Consider the following 16,794-nt stretch of genomic DNA (forward strand, 5'->3'; position numbering starts at 1 on the left):
GGCTGGTAGCGGTAGCAGGTCTCACTGATGCTGAACATCCAGCACGCCAGACGAATGCTGATGCGCTTCTCATTGACGGCTTTCTGCGCCATCTCACGGCGACGAGACGGCTTTACCACTTTTTTTCGATAGCTTCCTTGAGGATGTCAGCCTTCAATCGTTCCTCGGCATACATCTTCTTGAGCCGGCGGTTTTCATCCTCCAGCTCTTTCAAACGAGCCATCATGGACGCGTCCATGCCACCGAACTTGGCCCGCCATTTATAAAAACTGGCGCTGCTCATGCCGTGCTCTCGGCACAGCTCCGGAACCGGCACGCCGTTCTCGGCTTGCTTGAGGATCGACAGGATCTGGCTGTCGGAAAAACGTGACTTCTTCATGCAGAATCTCCCTGCGTCTAGCTTACGGAAAATTCTACTTTTGACCACCGCTGTTTTTCGGGAGGATTACCGCTCCAGCAAAACTGGCGGAGTGTTTGGCGCGTTTGAGCACTTCCTCGGCTGGTAGACTCTGTCCAAGCCCTTCTTGAGCCGCTTTAATGGCAATAGTGGCCTGCTGGATGCCTGGAGTAATCCCGCAAATGACGACTTTGGCTGATTCATTGATGAACTCGAAAGGGGCGTAGTAGGTCGCGTACCGTCCGTTTTCGGATAGAAGCAGTTCCTTCGGGAGATCTGCTCCGGTGATTTCAACTTGTACCAGAGAATTAAGGTAGGAGTGTTCCATGATGTTGGGCTCCGTTCTTAGTGTTGTTGTTTGTATTTATGGCCAACCGTAATGACGCGACCGCTCTCGCCCACTACTGCAAACGGCGGGGCATCATTTGTTAGTGCCCGCAGGAGTTGCTTCAGGGATTTGATAAGCGCTTTTCGTTCCCTGCGGTCGAGCTCAATCAATGAAGTCCCGCCTTTTTGCTCCTCCATTTCGCCGCATTCCAACAGCACATCGAGCACGATGTCTGAGATTGCTCGTTGGGCAGCGCGTTTGCGTCCATGTTCCGTAAGTTGGTAACTGACGTTTGCCATGTTGAAGCCGCTCCTTGACCGTAGTGCGGGTAAACCCGGTGTTAGTGAGCCACCAAGAGATTCAGTATCTCGTTGAATGAGTCACTGTCTTTGACTTTGATCTTGTTGATACCAGCCCGACCGAGTTCGGGAAATTTCGCCAGGCCGCTGTGGCGGGTGGTTGGCTCATTAGAGCCTACTGCCGGGTAGTGTTTGACGATCGAGGTGTCTGGCACGGCGATCTCATCCGGCACCCAGAGAAATTGAGTTTTCCCTTCATGCTGGTGTGCGAACGCCATTCCTCCAATGACTCGGTAGCCGTCAATTTTTGCATTCGGTTTGCGCTGCGCAGGGTGCTTCTCAATCGACGGATGGTTTGTCAGAACGTCCCTCAAGGTCTCTTTATCAGCGACTACGCCAGAGGGGGCTTTTGGCGGGGATTTGCGCGCCATTTGCTCCGCGAGCTGACCGACCATATATCGGCGTCTGGCTTCTGATGCCCAGAAGTCCAGGCTTTCGAACAGCCAGCATGGGTCGATCATCAAAGCAGTGCCCAAGGTTTCGGCGTTATCGGCGGTTACCCATTGGAGGTTCTCGGGGTCAAACGCCTTGGATTTCAGGTAGGCTTCGAAGCCTGGCCGATGTTCTGGTGGCAGGATCGAGTACACCTCGCTGGTTTTACCCAACTGTCTCAGAGCTTGGTGATGGATGGTTTCAGCCAATTCCCGAGCAGAAGGTGAGGGGGCATCTGGTTTCAGAACGAAGGGAGGCAGCCATCTGAATTCACGGTATTTACCTTTGTGAAGAAGCCACCGCTGCACATCCGCTTTACGGGCGACTCCTGGACGCTCTTGCGGGAGTTTGTCTTGACCCTCGGCGAAGCCCGCCAGCCGCACCGTCTCCACCGCCAGCCCGCTCAAAAGGGCGATTTGCTCCCTGGTGAGAATGTCGTCTTCCTCCCCGTACTCAAAAGCCATCACCGCTTCATGTAGATCCAGGAGTAAACCGAGGGTTTCTTGGCGTTCTGTGAAGGTCGAATTGATGACAGTGTCACCGGCGTTGAACTCTACCAGTGACCGCAGTGAACCCTGGTCCGCCTGATCATCCCCGCCCTGACGACGTTCGACGGCAAAGTCGAAACAACGGTCAAGTAATAGTTCAATGTCGAACTGTTCCCTGGTACTACAAGAGAGATCTTGGGATTTATGATTCTCAAGGTCCAGCGCGAGCGCTGTCCGATCCTGGCCGAGGAACAGGTTGATGACATCACTGATCTCGTTGTTGATAAAGTCTTGAGCAATTTTCTGAACTTTTTCGCGACTCAGGTTTTCCATGTCGTGCCCTCGGCAAATAGTAAAAATGTGGCTGGCAGCCATCAACACTTTTAACTCTACTGGCGAATTGCTGTTTGTGCAAGAAAAAAGTTAATTGGCTGCCAAATATATTTTGGCTGGACTCATGGGTAGGTTGGCTTGGCCATAAGTTCGGTGCAGTGGTAAAGCGATTCGGAGGGTCTATTTGATGTAAGTCTTGGAGGGGGGGTGCCGTAGGGCTTTCCGGATTGTGCGAATTAGGGCCCATCCCCCTCATGGGTGTTGGAGGGTGGGCCGCTTCACTCAGTGGACGTTTCTGCCCGCACCAAGTTGAAGGTGCTGGCTGGAAGAGTAGTCAACGGTCGCGTAGAACTTATTCGGCTCCTCAGAATTCTGGAACAGATCGAGGGTAATCCAGTCTTCTCCCCGTCGCATCTGGACGGTGAGATTGATCTCTTCGCAATTGAATTCTTTGGTGAGCGTCGCGGCCAGGTTCTGAGTCTTTTTCATGAAATCCATGTTGAATCCCTCCGATCAGAACCAGACGTTCTTTTTGATGGTGCCCAGCTGGTCCGCCGCGCTGGCGGTAGCAGGTGTCAGGTGTGACAAGGAGCTGTCACCGGAGGTGCCATCGCTGTAGTTCTGGAGATTGTCGCCGATCACCAGGCGGGTGCCGTCCGTGCACGACACCCGCACTTCGGCTTTGCTCAGCTGGAAGTTGTCGAGAGTCTCCGCCAGAGCATTGGCCTGTTTGAGCAGGTCGGTAATCTGGTCAATCAAGTGTTTCATCATTTTGGAATATCCTCTGCTTGCCTGTTGAATTGGTCACGCCGTTCGAGACCTATTTCGACGTTACCCCATTTCGTCGTTCTAGCAAGCAAATAGATTTTGGCCGGACCGTGTGCTTGAATATTCGCCAAAACAGAGAGATATCGCCGGCATTGGAAAACGGCGGTCGCAATTCTAAGAAATTATGTGGCTGGGGAACGAAAGGTTATGGCTAAAAATTGATCGTTTTAGGGTTGAGGGGTAGGTTGGTGGGTTAGCTGATTTACTAATGCTAAATATATGATTTTATTGATGGGATGGTACCCCCGGCAGGACTCGAACCTGCTACCTTCCCCTTAGGAGGGGGACGCTCTATCCAGATGAGCTACGGGGGCATTATCGCGAGAAGGGCGGTATGATAGCGGGCTAAGACCTGAGGCTCAAGGTTCGGTCCGGTTTCAGAGAATGTCACGGAGTGTGTTTTGCCAGATCCTTTCTCGCTAAGCGTGATTGTTCCCGTGTGGATGGAAGCGGCAGGTGTAACCGACACCCTGCGCGCCCTGCAACCGATCCGTAACCGGGGGCATGAGGTGGTTGTCGTTGATGGTGGCAGTACCGATCGAACCGTTGAGCTGGCCCGGCCACTTTGCGACAGGGTGGTTGTGTCAGAGAAGGGCCGGGCGCTTCAGATGAACGCCGGCGCGGCAGTTGCAAAGGGCGATCTACTGTTGTTTCTGCACGCAGATACGCGCCTGCCGGAAGAAGCTCTGGAGCATCTCGCAAGTTTCGTCCATTCCCGTCGCGCCTGGGGGCGGTTCGATGTGCGGCTGAGTGGTGAGCGGCTGCTTTTCCGGGTTATTGCCTGGTTCATGAACCAGCGCTCGCGCCTGTCAGGCATCTGCACCGGTGATCAGGCAATTTTCGTACGGCGGGACGTTTTCGACGCCCTGGATGGTTTTCACCCGATGCCGCTCATGGAAGATGTCGAATTCTCACGCCGTCTTTGCCTGGTGTCCCATCCTTTCTGTATAAAAGAGCCAGTCGTTACCGATAGCCGCCGTTGGCAGAAATACGGTGCCTGGCGAACGATTTTTCTGATGTGGCAGCTGCGCTGGCGGTATTGGCGTGGTGAATCGCCGGAGTCCCTGGCCCAAATTTACCGATCGGATGTGCGCAATGCCTCAAAGTAATCCGCCTGCGGCGGTTTTTCTCCAGTTTGCCAAATGGCCGGAAGCCAGACGGGTTAAAACCCGGTTGATGCCCGAGTTGGGTGCGGTCGGGGCTCTCGAAGCCCATGTTCGGCTCACGCTGGCTGTGCTGGATAACCTGTGTGCGACCGGCTATCCGGTGGAATTCTGGTGGGATAGACCGGTGGATGACCGGCCCGGCGAGGCGGCCTCTATCATTGAAGAGCTTGATGCCGCCGGCCTGATGCAAGGCGTTCAGGAGGGGAGCACACTGGGCCAACGGATGTATCGAGCGTTGAGTCTGTCTCTTCAGGATTATGACCGGGCATTGGTGGTGGGCAGTGATTGCCCCTCGGTCGATCCGGATTACGCCCGTAACGCCGTCGCGCTCCTGAAAGACTACGACGTTGTGCTTGGGCCCTCAGACGATGGCGGCTATGTCCTGATTGGAGCCTCCCGAGTGGCTGAGGGAATGTTGGATGACATTGCCTGGGGCACGCCGGAGGTTCTGACCCAGACCTGTGAGCGCCTTAAAGCATCGGGGCTCAGCTATTGTTTGCTGGAGCCCCGCTGGGATGTCGACGAGCCCGAAGACTGGGCGCGCTTTCTGCGCACTCTTTGAGTACTCTAGCTGGCGGGCACCGGCGGCAGCTCGGTGAGCCTGCCAAGCGCCCGGTTTGCCTCCAGGCCATTCCCACCTGTAACCACTTCTAATGCCTGCTTGCGCTCCAGGACGGCCTTTTTGAAGGTTTCCAGCAATTGTGGTTTTCCGACCTGCTTGATCGCGTTGGCCAACTGCTGGCGGGAATCAAACGTGTCCATGCCCCGATCAATCTCACGCCAGTAGCGGCTGGAAATCTCGCCGAGTTGCCGGTCCCGCTCGAGTAGCTTGCTGATAACGGCCTGTTTCTCCCGATCAAGGCGTTCCGCTGTCAAAGCGGAGAGGGTTTCCTCAAAGCTGTTGGAGAATTCCTGAACAGCCTGGTCAATCTCTGCCGGGGAAGCGGAAGGTGACTGCACAACAAACCCCAGGGCCGGTGTTTCAAGCATTTCAAAAGGCGTTGCGTAAACGATGTAGCCCATCTGGCGGGTGGTTCGGATCTCTTCGTAGAACGGGCTGCTGATAATCTGGGCCAGCAGCCGGAATCGGGCCCGTTCCTCAAAGCTGGTGTTGTCTCCCTGCATGTAGAGGGTATAGCCCGTGTCTGGATGGTCCACGTCGATGGAGACGAGGGTTTCATTATCTGGCAGCTGGCGCACCTGGCTTCGTGCTACCCGGACCAGCTCGCTGTTGCCCAGAACAATGGCGTCAATTTGCCGCGCGAGGTTAAGAGTCGAGGCCTCGGTAAGGTTTCCGTGCGCCATCATAACCGGGTCAACCTGTGACAGCAGGGCTTCAGAGAAGGACTGCAGTTCCTCGAAGCTAACTTCCCGGGCGGCTCTCAGCTTGGCGTCGGTGGGCCAGGCGCCTTCGATGAGGGACGTCTGGATAAACTCAGAGGTCTGTTCGACGGGGCGATCCTTGGCCTTGTTCTGCAGGCCGTCAATCAGCTGCTGCCGGGCGATCTCGAAACGTTGTTCGGTCAGTTCCGGTGCAGCCACCTGGAGCAGAATCCGGTTCATCAGGGTATGGAGTTTGTCGTCGTAACCGCCGACCCGGACCGTGATACCCCTGAGATGCGGATAGACGCTGTAATCCAGGCCCGCAAGACTGGCGGAGTAAGCCCAGGCGTTCAGATTGGCATTGATAGCGTCCACCAGCAGCTGAGTGAGCACGTAGCTGCGTGCCGACGCTCGGGTGGCAGGCGTACGAAGGCCCACAAACACGTTGGCTTTCGGGGTATCAAACCGGGTATCCCGGGCAAACCAGACATCCATTCCCTCGATGGTTGCCAGTTGTGTCGGCTGCGCCATGGTTTTTCCGGGCACCATCGCCAGATCTTCCGGCACAAATGGATTCTCCGGCGGCAGGCGCAGCTGGGCAGCGAGTTCTGGCAGGAACTGGGTCCTCAGTGTTGCCGGGTCGAGTGGTTTTCGGGCCCACGCCGCTTCGTACCAGTCGGTTCGGTTCGGATTTTCAAGTTCAGGCTCCGGTGCCAGAACAAAAGTAAGGAGGTTGTCCGGCGTCAGCCTGTCCAGAATGTCGCGGTACTGTTCCGGCGCGAAGCGCTCAACCAGCCAGGGCGCCCGCAAAACGTCTTCGGCGGGATAGTCCTGGAGGTAACGAGAAAGGCGCATGGCTTCGTGCAGGGGGTTACCCTGTTCGCGGAATCGAAAATCGATGCGAGCCAGGTTCTGCATTTCCAGGAAACGCTGCTCGCTGATACCTTTCTGGCGAATCTTCTCGATGTAATCGAATACCAGCGGCAGGATGTCCTCATGGCGAGCCAGTCCTTCCGGTGTCAGGGAAATGCTGATTTCGAGGGTGGCGTTCTCGCCGGTATCCATGCCCAGACCTGCGGAAAGGCTTTCCGCCAGACCGGCCCGTTTCAGAACGTCGAACAGGCTGCCTGGGCCCTCGTGGCCGAGCAGGTTGGCCACGTAGCTGGCGGGTTTGGTGCGGTAGTTCGCTTCCTGGGACGGAATAGGGAACGTGAGCGACAGGCTTCGAACGTCCTTCAGTGCTTCTGCTGTGACCTTGGCTGGCAGCTCATCTGAGCGGTACAGGCTGGCGACGTGACGCTTGGTCTCAAGGTTGCGGTTTTCAATGGCATCGAACCGCCCTCGCACCATGGATTCCAGCTCGTCCAGGGTTTGGGGCCCGTAAACCGCCAGGCTCATGATGTTCGAGGAGTAATGCTGCTTCCAGAACTCGATCAGGTCCGGCCGAAGGGGATTTGCTTCCGTATTCTCAAGGGTGCTCAGGTTTCCGACGGCAAAGTGACTGAAGGCGTGATCCGGATTGCTAACGGCCTTCTTGACGGAATAGAAGCGTCGACCATCGTCTTTCTGTTTGGCGCTGAACTCCGAGTGCACAGCGTTGCGCTCACGATCCACCAGTTCTGCGGTAAATAAGGGCGCGGAAAATTGCTGGGCGAACCGATCCAGTGCCGGTTCCAGAAATTCGGCCTGAACATCGAAGAAGTAGTTCGTGTCCTGGAACGCGGTGAAGGCGTTGTGCTGGCCACCGTGGCTCTTGATGAACTGCTGGTACTCGCCAGGATCGGGGTATTTCTCGGTCCCAAGGAACAGCATGTGCTCGAGGAAGTGGGAGAGGCCTTCGCGCTCCGCCGGATCATCTCCGCTACCAACAGCAACGTTCATTGAGGCCGCTGCTTTGTCTGCATCCTCATCAGACACCAGAATGACCTTCAGGCCGTTGTCCAGTTCGATAAACCGGTATTGGTTGTCGTCATTGGGGCTCTTCTCCGGAATCTGCGCAGAAAGAGCAAGGGTACTGAACAGCAAAAGTATGAGCAGGGAAAACAGGCGTGAGATCGGGTTCTGCATGGAGTTCTTCCTGACGGTACGTGTGTTCATAGGCCCTCTGGGATCCGGAGAAGAGGTTTGCGAATCAGTGCATCAGCGCGTTGCGGGTGCTTTCAGGCTGCTGGTCAAGTGTTTTACGTGCCAGGTCTGCGGCTTTCTCACTGTCCAGCTGGCCCGAGGCAATACGCTCCAGAACCGTGGCCATGATGGCGACGGACTGGCGATAATCGGCGAACTCGGCCTGGAAGGCCTTGTCGATGGCCTCGTAGACCGCCTGAATTTTCTCTTCCCGTGAACCAGCGTTATCGGCTGTGTCGTTGATGGCCTTCAGGCAGGCCCGGGCAATCGAAATGTAGCGTTCCGCGTTGGGATTGTCTTTCTGCATAGTAGGGGTTCCGAAGGTCGGTGTTCCTGTGAAAACAAGAGATGCCAAAAGGCGCGATAAGTTCCCGATTATGTCATTGCTGGCGGGCGCTTTCATTGCATTGTGGTAATCCGGAAATTGAGCATGCACGGGGCAATTCCTGTGCTAGTCTCAAAAACATTGTGTCGACGAACCGGACGGGCATGTCCCGCTTGTCGGGTCAGAAATTTAGAGTAATAGCTCTATACAAAACAAAGGCTTACAGAGTAAAAGCTCTAAAAAAGTTCGATACATGAAGGTTGCAATTAAGTACAATGCCGGCGTTTCCGGAAAACTCTAAGACTTTAGTCGTATGGGTGCCGGCATGGATAGACAACAACAGAGCAACAGGCAGGGTGGAAGATTGATGAATTATTTCCTGACGGGTGGCACCGGATTTATTGGCCGTTTCCTGGTGGAGAAGCTTCTGGCACGTGGTGGCACTGTCCACGTACTGGTGCGTGAACAATCCCAGGACAAGCTGGACAAATTGCGTGAGCGCTGGGGCGCGGATGAAACCCAGGTGAAGGCCGTCATAGGCGACCTGACCAGCAAGAATCTGGGCATCGACGCCAAGACGATGAAAGCCCTGAAAGGGAAAATCGACCACTTCTTTCACCTCGCCGCCGTGTACGATATGGGCGCAGATGAAGAAGCCCAGCAGGCGACCAATATCGAGGGCACCCGCGCTGCGGTGAATGCTGCGGAAGCGATGGGCGCCAAGCACTTCCATCACGTTTCTTCCATTGCGGCTGCCGGTCTGTTCAAAGGAATCTTCCGCGAAGACATGTTCGAGGAAGCCGAGAAGCTGGATCATCCGTATCTGCGGACCAAGCACGAATCTGAAAAGGTCGTTCGTGAGGAATGCAAGGTTCCCTTCCGCATCTACCGCCCGGGCATGGTGATTGGGCATACCGCTACCGGTGAAATGGACAAGGTGGATGGCCCCTACTATTTCTTCAAAATGATTCAGAAAATCCGCCACGCGCTGCCCCAGTGGGTTCCGACCATTGGTGTCGAGGGTGGGCGTCTGAACATTGTGCCGGTGGATTTCGTGGTTAACGCCATGGATCACATTGCTCACCTCGAGGGTGAAGACGGCAAGTGCTTCCACCTGGTGGATACCGATCCGTACAAGGTTGGCGAAATTCTCAACATTTTCAGCGAGGCTGGTCACGCACCCCGGATGGGGATGCGGATCGATTCCCGCATGTTCGGCTTTATTCCGCCATTCATTCGCCAGAGCTTGAAGAACCTGCCACCGGTGAAGCGTCTGACGTCGGCCATTCTTGATGACATGGGCATTCCGCCATCCGTGATGTCGTTCATCAATTACCCGACCCGTTTTGACGCCCGCGAAACCGAGCGCGTTCTGAAAGGCACCGGCATTGAAGTGCCCCGCCTGCCGGACTACGCGCCGGTGATCTGGGATTACTGGGAGCGCAATCTGGATCCGGACCTGTTCAAGGACCGCACGCTCAAGGGCACGGTTGAAGGTCGCGTCTGTGTGGTGACCGGTGCTACGTCCGGTATTGGTCTTGCAACTGCCCAGAAACTGGCAGACGCCGGCGCGATCCTCGTGATCGGTGCCCGCAAACTCGAGCGCCTGAAGGAAGTGGCCGCAGAGCTGGAGTCCCGGGGCGCAAGCGTACACGCCTATCCCTGCGATTTTTCCGACATGGATGCCTGCGACGAGTTCGTGAAGACCGTGTTGGATAACCATGGCCAGGTCGACGTGCTGGTTAACAACGCCGGGCGCTCGATTCGCCGTTCACTGGATCTGTCGTTCGACCGCTTCCACGATTTCGAGCGCACCATGCAACTGAACTACTTTGGTTCCGTTCGTCTGATCATGGGCTTTGCGCCCAAGATGCTTGAGAATCGCCGCGGTCACGTGGTCAACATCTCGTCCATCGGTGTGTTGACCAACGCTCCCAGGTTCTCGGCTTACGTGGCTTCCAAATCCGCGCTGGATGCCTTCAGCCGCTGCGCCGCTTCGGAATGGTCGGATCGCAATGTCACGTTCACCACCATTAACATGCCGCTGGTGAAAACGCCGATGATTGCGCCAACCAAGATCTACGATTCTGTCCCCACGCTAACGCCGGACGAGGCTGCGACCATGGTTGCTGATGCCATCGTCTACCGGCCGAAGCGAATCGCTACCCGTTTGGGTATCTTTGCCCAGGTGCTTCATGCCCTGGCGCCCAAGATGGCCGAGATCGTCATGAACACCGGTTACCGGATGTTCCCGGATTCACCGGCCGCCGCTGGTAGCCGTTCCGGGGAGAAGCCGAAGGTGTCCAGCGAGCAGGTGGCTTTCGCCGCCATCATGCGGGGCATCTACTGGTAACGCAGTTGCCCCGAATCGAGTGGGAGGGGGAGTTATTTCCCCCCCCCCCCCCATATTAATGGGTTAAAAGAGATTCGCCTCTTTTATAAAGTGTTCTGGGCTAAAGAAAACCAGCCGATAGCCGATGGTTAACATAAGAACAATATAAAAGAAGGGCTATTGATGACTCTCAAGAAACGTCTTTTGCTGACTTTGCTGCTGGTTGGCCTGCTTCCCGTCATTGCCATCTCATTTTTTAACGCCGAAATTGCCCGACAGAGCCTGACGGAACAGGCGTTGCAACGACTCTCTATTGCGGCTACCAATAAGCAGCATAGTGTTGAAGATTATCTCAGCACTATTGCCCGGCAGCTGAAAGCCATGGCCAATAATCGCGGGACCCGAACGGCGGCCCAGGGGTTTGGTTTGGCATTCCAGAATTATGAAAAACTGGTACAAGAGGAGCAGTCGACCTTACGAGAAAACGTCGAGGCTTATTATCAGCAGAATTTTTTGCCACCCTTGCAGCAAAATGGTGGTGCTAACGGACGTTCAGCCTCGGACTTCGTTGCATCCCTCAGCAAAAACAGCCTGGCTCTGCAGATGGGTTACATCGTGGACAACCCGAATCCTGTGGGGCAGAAAGACGAATTGGTATCGGCTGACGTCCATATCGCGCAGTTTTATAACACGCTTCACAAACAGTGGCACACCTCGTTCAAGGAGTTTCAGGAGGCGTTCGGCTACTACGATATTTATCTGATTGATGCCGATACAGGCCATGTTATCTATTCCGTAGCCAAAGAGGTGGATTTTGCTACCTCCCTGAAAGACGGTCCTTACGCGGATTCTGGCCTGGCGGCAGCTTATCGTCAGGCGATGTCTGACGGACAGGATACTGCTCCGACTTTTGTTGATTTTACTCGGTATGTACCGTCCTACGGTGCGCCCGCCGGATTTGTGGCAACCCCCATATATTCCGAAAAAGATGAGCGGCTGGCCGTGCTGGCCTTCCAGTTCCCCATCGACAGCCTGAACAACATCATGATGGAACGAGATGGCATGGGCGAAACCGGGGATGCCTATCTGGTGGGGCCGGATAACCTGATGCGGTCAGACTCCTACCTGGATCCGGAAAACCGCAGTGTTGTCGCTTCCTTTGCCGACCCGGAGAATGGACGCATTAGTTCGACATCGGTGGATGAGGCCCTGGCCGGAAATTCCGGTGAAGGCGTGGTTACGTCCTACCGTGGCGAGCCAGTGTTTTCCGCCCACAGGCCAGTTACCGTAGGCGGGCTGAACTGGGCGCTGGTGGCGGAGATTAGCGAAGACGAGGCCTTGGCGCCGGTGCGTGAAATGTGGACGCTGGCGGCGATAGCCATTGCTATTGTGCTCCTGGCTGTGGCGGCCGTGGCGGTCTGGACCGCAGTGCGGATCATGAAACCCCTCGGCAAAGACCCGTCCGAATTGCAGGCACTGGCGGAACAGGTAGCTGCAGGTAACCTGGTCATTGATTCGTCCGACAGTGACAATGCCACGGGCGTATACGGCTCCATGCTCAAGATGGTGTCAGACCTGAAAGAAGTGATCTTCAAGGTTGAAGAAGCGTCCCAGCGCCAGGCCAGTGCATCTGAACAGTTGTCCGGTACCACCTCGCAGACCCTGGACAGTGTGAATCAGCAGGCAGAGCAGACTGAGCAGGTGGCGTCGGCCATTGAAGAAATGTCCTCTGCCATCAGCGAGGTGTCCCAGAATACCTCGGAATCGGCAGCCGCCGCCCGGCGCACTGATGAGGCGGTCAGCCGCAGCGCCACCGAGGTGGAATCCTCCGCTGAGGACACCCGTGCTATGGCCAGGGAACTGGAGGAAGCAGAAGCCGGCATAGAGGACTTGCGAAAGAATATGGAATCCATCACCAGGGTTCTGGATTCGATAAAGTCCATCGCCGACCAGACTAACTTGCTGGCTCTGAATGCCGCTATTGAAGCGGCCCGGGCCGGTGAACAGGGCAGGGGCTTCGCGGTGGTCGCGGATGAGGTGCGCAGCTTGGCCCAGAACAGCCAGAAGGCGACCGAGGAGATCAGTAGTTCCATCGAAACTCTGGTCAATTCGTCGGAGCGTGCTTCAAAGGTCGTTACCCGTTGCAGCACCCAGGCCAGAGGCATTTCTGAGCGGGCAGGAACCGTAGTATTGCAGCTTCGCGAGGCAGTGGAAGAGGTTGCCCGGATGTCCGGTATGGCGGAGCAGATTGCTACGGCTTCCGAAGAGCAATCAGCCACGGCCGAAGAAGTAACGCGCAACGTATCCACAATTGCTGAAAAGTCCTTGGAGACCAAACAGGCCATGGTCCAGATCTCCGAAGCCAGTGGTGACTTGGCGGAGTTGTCTCATCAGCTCAGGGATTCTCTGTCCCGCTTTAAAGTCAGCTGAGTATGAGGCGTGCCTTCAACACTTAGGCCTGGCACACAGAAAAAAACCCGCTGCGGCGGGTTTTTTTATGGCGGTTATTCGGTCTCTTCGGGGATCACCGGAGGCGGAAAGCCGCCCAGTTCTTTCCAGCGATTCACAATGCCACAGAACAGGTCTGCGGTTTTTTCCGCGTCATAGGCGGCGGAATGGGCTTCCTTGTTGCTGAACGGAATGCCCGCGAGTTTGCAGGCCTGGGCCAGAACCGTGTGGCCATAGGCCAGGCCGGCCAGCGTGGCGGTATCGAAGGTTGAGAAAGGATGGAACGGGTTACGACGGATGTCGGCCCGCAGCGCGGCTGCAAAGATGAAGTTATGGTCAAAGGTGGCATTGTGGCCCACCAGGACGGCTCGCTTGCAATCGTGGTTCTTCACCGCCTTGCGAATGGGGCTGAAGATCTCGCTGAGTCCTTCCCGCTCGGGTACCGCTTCTCGCTCCGGATTCCACGGATCAATACCCGTGAAATCAAGCGCGGACTGCTCCAGATTCGCGCCTTCGAAAGGATCGATCTGCTGAACGTGGGTTTCAGCGCGCCGCACCCAGCCATCGTCGTCCATGGTCAGTATCACTGCCGCCACTTCCAGCAGGGCGTCCCGCTCGGGATTGAAGCCAGCGGTTTCCACGTCGACTACAACAGGCAGAAACCCGCGAAAGCGGCGGGACATGGGATGCGGTGGTTTGTTTTCGTCAGTCACTCAAGCTCCGGTCTTGGCCGTGTGTGAGAAGGAATAAGTCAGGTTTACGCCAGTTTCCAGTGAACGGTTTCACCAGCCTTGAGGGGCACGATGGTTCCGTCAGCCAGCGGCAGCTCTGCCGGCATGGTCCAGGGGTCACGAATCAGGGTGATGGTATCGGTATTCCGCGGTAGGCCATAGAAATCCGGCCCGTTGAAACTGGCGAATGCTTCAAGTTTATCCAGGATGCCAAGCTCTTCGAAAATGTCCGCATACAGGCCGATTGCGCCGTAAGCCGAGTAACAGCCAGCGCAACCGCAGGCTGCCTCTTTGCGATCCTTCGAATGAGGGGCGGAATCCGTGCCCAGGAAAAAGCGTTTGTCGCCGCTGGCCACCGCGTCCCTGAGCGCCTGTTGATGGCGGTTACGCTTTAGGATTGGCAGGCAATAGAGATGCGGTCGAATGCCGCCTACCAGCATGTGGTTGCGGTTATACATCAGGTGCTGGGGCGTCAGAGTCGCACCGAGGTTGTCACCGGTGTGCTGCCGGACAAACTCTGCGGAATCGGCCGTGGTGATATGTTCCAGTACAACCTTCAGGTTCGGGAAAGCCTCGAGAGTGGGTGCCAGGACACGCTCCAGAAATACCTTTTCCCGGTCAAAAATGTCGATATCGGCATCGGTTACCTCGCCGTGTACCAGCAGCAGCATGCCACAATTGGCCATGGCTTCCAGAACCGGGTAGATGTTGCGGATATCCTTCACGCCGGAGTCGGAATTGGTCGTTGCTCCGGCCGGGTAAAGCTTGGCAGCCACAACGCCGGCAGCCCTGGCATCCCGGATGGTCTGCGCCGTCATGCTCTCGGTCAGATACAGCGTCATCAAAGGCTCGAACTCGGTGCCATTGGCAGCCGCCAGAATCCGCTCCCGGTAGGCTGTGGCATCGGCTGCGGTGGTGACTGGCGGTACCAGGTTGGGCATGATGATGGCGCGACCGAAGCAGGCGGCCGTAGCCGGTACCACGTCGTTGAGAATGTCGCCGTCCCGTACGTGAAGGTGCCAGTCGTCGGGGCGTGTGAGCGTGAGCTTGTCTGTCATGGCGTTTGTCCGAAATACCTTTGGCGGGGCGAGCTTGTGCCCGGTTCTCTGGGAGCCGAAAAAATTTGGCGAATTATACCAGAAGGCGCGGGTGATTGTTTTCCGGTTGGTGGCTAAAGAACTTCCGGCTCAGGCCGTTAAACAGTCTGACTCTGCTAACTCCGGACACTGATGGCTAGCTCTATGGGATTTCGCCCCGGACAACTCCTGAATACTCTGCTGGTTGCCATGTTGCCCGTGGTGCTTCTGCCGGCAACCGCGCAGGCTGCCAGCTATGGCGCCGGAATCGAGAACAGCCAGTGGTATCTCGCCGAGTCGGTATTTGAATGCCGGCTGGTGCACGAAGTTCCCGGCTACGGTCGGGCTGTGTTCAATCATCGCGCCGGTGAAAGTCTCAGCTTTTTCCTGGAGTCTGATTCCGCATTGATGCGACCAGGGCGCGGCAGCCTTGTGGTCGAGGCACCGGCCTGGCGTCCGGGTGTGGCGCCGAAGCCCCTGGGAACGGTCAATGTCTCGGATGATCGCCGTCAGGTCTCGCTGGATACCCGTCAGGCGTTCGTGGTCGCCCATGGACTTCTGGACGGGATGCGCCCGACGGTAACCAGGGAATCGTGGTTTGATGGCCGCCCGGTGCGGGTTCAGGTCTCCAACATCAACTTCGCCGGCGAGTACCAGCGTTATCAGCGCTGTACGTCCAATCTTCTGCCGGTAAACTTTGATCAGATCCAGCGCTCGAGGGTGCCCTTTGCCAGCGGCAGCACGCAATTGTCCGATGCCGACAGGCAACTACTGGATAACATCGTGGCCTATGTGAATGCAGATTCCACGGTCGAGCGGATTTTCGTGGATGGCCATAGTGACAGTATTGGAAGCCGGATCGACAACCGTGCGCTTTCCGAAGATCGCGCCAATGTAGTAGCCGACTACCTCAAGGCGAGCGGTATTGATGAAAACATGATTACCGTTCGGGCTCACGGCGACCAGTACCCGGTATCCAACCGGCCCGCCGATAACCGCCGCACCAATATCCGCCTGCAACGGGCCGGTGACCGCCCGGAACTGCAACAGGCCAACGGCTATGGCGGCGAACCCAGGGGCTGATTGGCGTCAGTAAACCGAATCCAGAACTTCCAGGTGGGCATTGACGCTTTCCGCCAGGGCCCGCAGGTGGTAACCGCCTTCCAGGGTTGAAATGATCCGGTCATTGCTGTGCTCACTGGCGACACTCACAATCATTTCTGTTAGCCAGCGATAATCTTCCGTATCCAGATTCAGTTCTGCCATCGGATCCAGCCGGTGGGCATCAAAACCCGCCGAAATCAGGATCAACTGCGGTTTGAATTCATTCAGGCGCTTCAGCCATCCCGCCTCCACCTGCTTCCGGTACTCTTCAGACGAACAGTTTGCCTCAATCGGAATATTCACGATGTTGTCGGCCTGCCGGTGCACGTGGGAGTGCGGATAGAAGGGATGCTGGAAGCTTGAGCACATCAGGATACGCTCGTCGCCACTGACAATGTCTACGGTGCCATTGCCCTGGTGCACGTCGAAATCGATGATCGCGACCCGCTCCAAATGATGAAAGGTGAGGGCGCGCATGGCGGCCAGGGCAACGTTGTTGTAAAAACAGAACCCCATGGATTTCGCCCGCTCGGCATGGTGCCCGGGCGGCCGGGCACACACAAACGCGTTAGTAACCTGGCTGCTCATGACCATATCCACGGCCTGGATATTGGCACCAGCTGCCAGACGAGCGGCTCGAAGGGTGTCGGGCATCATGGCCGTGTCCGGGTCGGTAAACACGCGGCCGCGGGTCGGTTGCATCAGGTCCAGTTGATGGAGATATTTTTCCGGATGCACCATCAGAAGCTGATCACGGGTGATTTCTTCCGGCCGCACCCAGTCCAGCTTCTGGTCCAGGCCAGTATCAGCAAGGTAGCTGATGATGGCCGCCAGCCGCTCAGGGCTTTCCGGATGTTCCGGCCCCATGTTGTGTTTCATGAAGTCATCGTGGGAAAAGAATGCCGTGGTCATACGTCTCGGACTGCCTTCGATATGCTTATATTTTCTTCAAGCTTATCAGGGAAAACTGCACGATGCCGTGTTTCTTTGGTCTTATAAC

At 56.4% G+C, this 16,794-nt stretch carries 15 protein-coding genes, 1 tRNA gene and 1 pseudogene; 5 read left to right on the plus strand and 12 right to left on the minus strand.

Annotation, left to right across the window (positions count from 1 at the left end):
* The 7 genes and pseudogenes from BM035_RS19795 to BM035_RS19825 all read right to left on the minus strand — a co-directional run.
* Positions 1 to 379, minus strand: a pseudogene (locus tag BM035_RS19795) (transposase); the annotation flags it as partial.
* A gap of 34 nt (positions 380 to 413) precedes the next feature.
* Positions 414 to 725, minus strand: coding sequence for a hypothetical protein (locus tag BM035_RS19800; protein ID WP_092034032.1), 312 nt, complete (start codon positions 723 to 725; stop codon positions 414 to 416).
* A 17-nt stretch (positions 726 to 742) separates the two neighbouring features.
* Entirely contained in the window at positions 743 to 1,024 is a 282-nt protein-coding gene (locus tag BM035_RS19805) for a hypothetical protein (protein WP_092034035.1), read from the minus strand.
* A gap of 41 nt (positions 1,025 to 1,065) precedes the next feature.
* Positions 1,066 to 2,337: a hypothetical protein gene (locus tag BM035_RS19810; protein ID WP_092034038.1), complete on the minus strand. Its 1,272-nt coding sequence runs from the start codon at positions 2,335 to 2,337 to the stop codon at positions 1,066 to 1,068.
* 282 nt (positions 2,338 to 2,619) lie between these two features.
* Positions 2,620 to 2,835 (minus strand): hypothetical protein, encoded by a 216-nt coding sequence (locus BM035_RS19815; protein ID WP_092034040.1) that lies wholly within the window; start codon positions 2,833 to 2,835, stop codon positions 2,620 to 2,622.
* A 15-nt stretch (positions 2,836 to 2,850) separates the two neighbouring features.
* Positions 2,851 to 3,108 carry a hypothetical protein gene (locus BM035_RS19820; RefSeq protein ID WP_092034041.1) on the minus strand — a complete coding sequence of 86 codons (258 nt, stop codon included), beginning with the start codon at positions 3,106 to 3,108 and terminating at the stop codon, positions 2,851 to 2,853.
* A 294-nt stretch (positions 3,109 to 3,402) separates the two neighbouring features.
* A tRNA-Arg gene (locus tag BM035_RS19825) sits at positions 3,403 to 3,479 on the minus strand.
* 87 nt (positions 3,480 to 3,566) lie between these two features.
* On the opposite strand from BM035_RS19825, the gene BM035_RS19830 reads away from it, so the two are divergent.
* Both BM035_RS19830 and BM035_RS19835 read left to right on the plus strand, forming a co-directional pair.
* On the plus strand, positions 3,567 to 4,274 hold the full coding sequence (locus tag BM035_RS19830; RefSeq protein ID WP_075267689.1) for a TIGR04283 family arsenosugar biosynthesis glycosyltransferase: 708 nt from the start codon (positions 3,567 to 3,569) through the stop codon (positions 4,272 to 4,274).
* Entirely contained in the window at positions 4,261 to 4,893 is a 633-nt protein-coding gene (locus BM035_RS19835) for a TIGR04282 family arsenosugar biosynthesis glycosyltransferase (RefSeq protein WP_053114880.1), read from the plus strand. The genes BM035_RS19830 and BM035_RS19835 overlap by 14 nt, the downstream gene beginning before the upstream one ends.
* A 5-nt stretch (positions 4,894 to 4,898) precedes the next feature.
* On the opposite strand, the gene BM035_RS19840 is transcribed toward BM035_RS19835, so the two are convergent.
* Together BM035_RS19840 and BM035_RS19845 are read right to left on the minus strand one after the other, a co-directional pair.
* Entirely contained in the window at positions 4,899 to 7,721 is a 2,823-nt protein-coding gene (locus BM035_RS19840) for an insulinase family protein (protein WP_092034043.1), read from the minus strand.
* 64 nt (positions 7,722 to 7,785) lie between these two features.
* Positions 7,786 to 8,085: a hypothetical protein gene (locus tag BM035_RS19845; protein ID WP_008171428.1), complete on the minus strand. Its 300-nt coding sequence runs from the start codon at positions 8,083 to 8,085 to the stop codon at positions 7,786 to 7,788.
* A gap of 385 nt (positions 8,086 to 8,470) precedes the next feature.
* On the opposite strand from BM035_RS19845, the gene BM035_RS19850 reads away from it, so the two are divergent.
* Together BM035_RS19850 and BM035_RS19855 are read left to right on the plus strand one after the other, a co-directional pair.
* Entirely contained in the window at positions 8,471 to 10,456 is a 1,986-nt protein-coding gene (locus BM035_RS19850; protein WP_008171430.1) for an SDR family oxidoreductase, read from the plus strand.
* A 162-nt stretch (positions 10,457 to 10,618) separates the two neighbouring features.
* On the plus strand, positions 10,619 to 12,865 hold the full coding sequence (locus BM035_RS19855; protein WP_008171433.1) for a methyl-accepting chemotaxis protein: 2,247 nt from the start codon (positions 10,619 to 10,621) through the stop codon (positions 12,863 to 12,865).
* Between the two features lie 74 nt (positions 12,866 to 12,939).
* On the opposite strand, the gene rnt is transcribed toward BM035_RS19855, so the two are convergent.
* A complete protein-coding gene (gene rnt, locus BM035_RS19860) occupies positions 12,940 to 13,596 on the minus strand; it encodes a ribonuclease T (RefSeq protein WP_075267700.1) in 657 nt (218 codons plus the stop codon).
* Positions 13,597 to 13,640: 44 nt separating this feature from the next.
* Positions 13,641 to 14,672, minus strand: coding sequence for a dihydroorotase (gene pyrC, locus BM035_RS19865; RefSeq protein ID WP_092034045.1), 1,032 nt, complete (start codon positions 14,670 to 14,672; stop codon positions 13,641 to 13,643).
* A gap of 183 nt (positions 14,673 to 14,855) precedes the next feature.
* Here pyrC and BM035_RS19870 point away from each other — a divergent pair, with 183 nt between their 5' ends.
* Complete coding sequence (locus tag BM035_RS19870; protein WP_092034048.1) at positions 14,856 to 15,773, plus strand: flagellar protein MotY; 918 nt, start codon at positions 14,856 to 14,858, stop codon at positions 15,771 to 15,773.
* A 6-nt stretch (positions 15,774 to 15,779) separates the two neighbouring features.
* Here the strand turns inward: BM035_RS19870 and BM035_RS19875 are convergent, their stop codons facing one another.
* The gene (locus BM035_RS19875; protein WP_053114886.1) at positions 15,780 to 16,706 is read right to left on the minus strand and encodes a histone deacetylase family protein; all 927 of its coding nucleotides are present in this window, start codon (positions 16,704 to 16,706) and stop codon (positions 15,780 to 15,782) included.
* Positions 16,707 to 16,794: the final 88 nt, after the last annotated feature.

The organism is Marinobacter sp. DSM 26671 (assembly GCF_900112835.1).
Lineage (GTDB): Bacteria > Pseudomonadota > Gammaproteobacteria > Pseudomonadales > Oleiphilaceae > Marinobacter > Marinobacter flavimaris.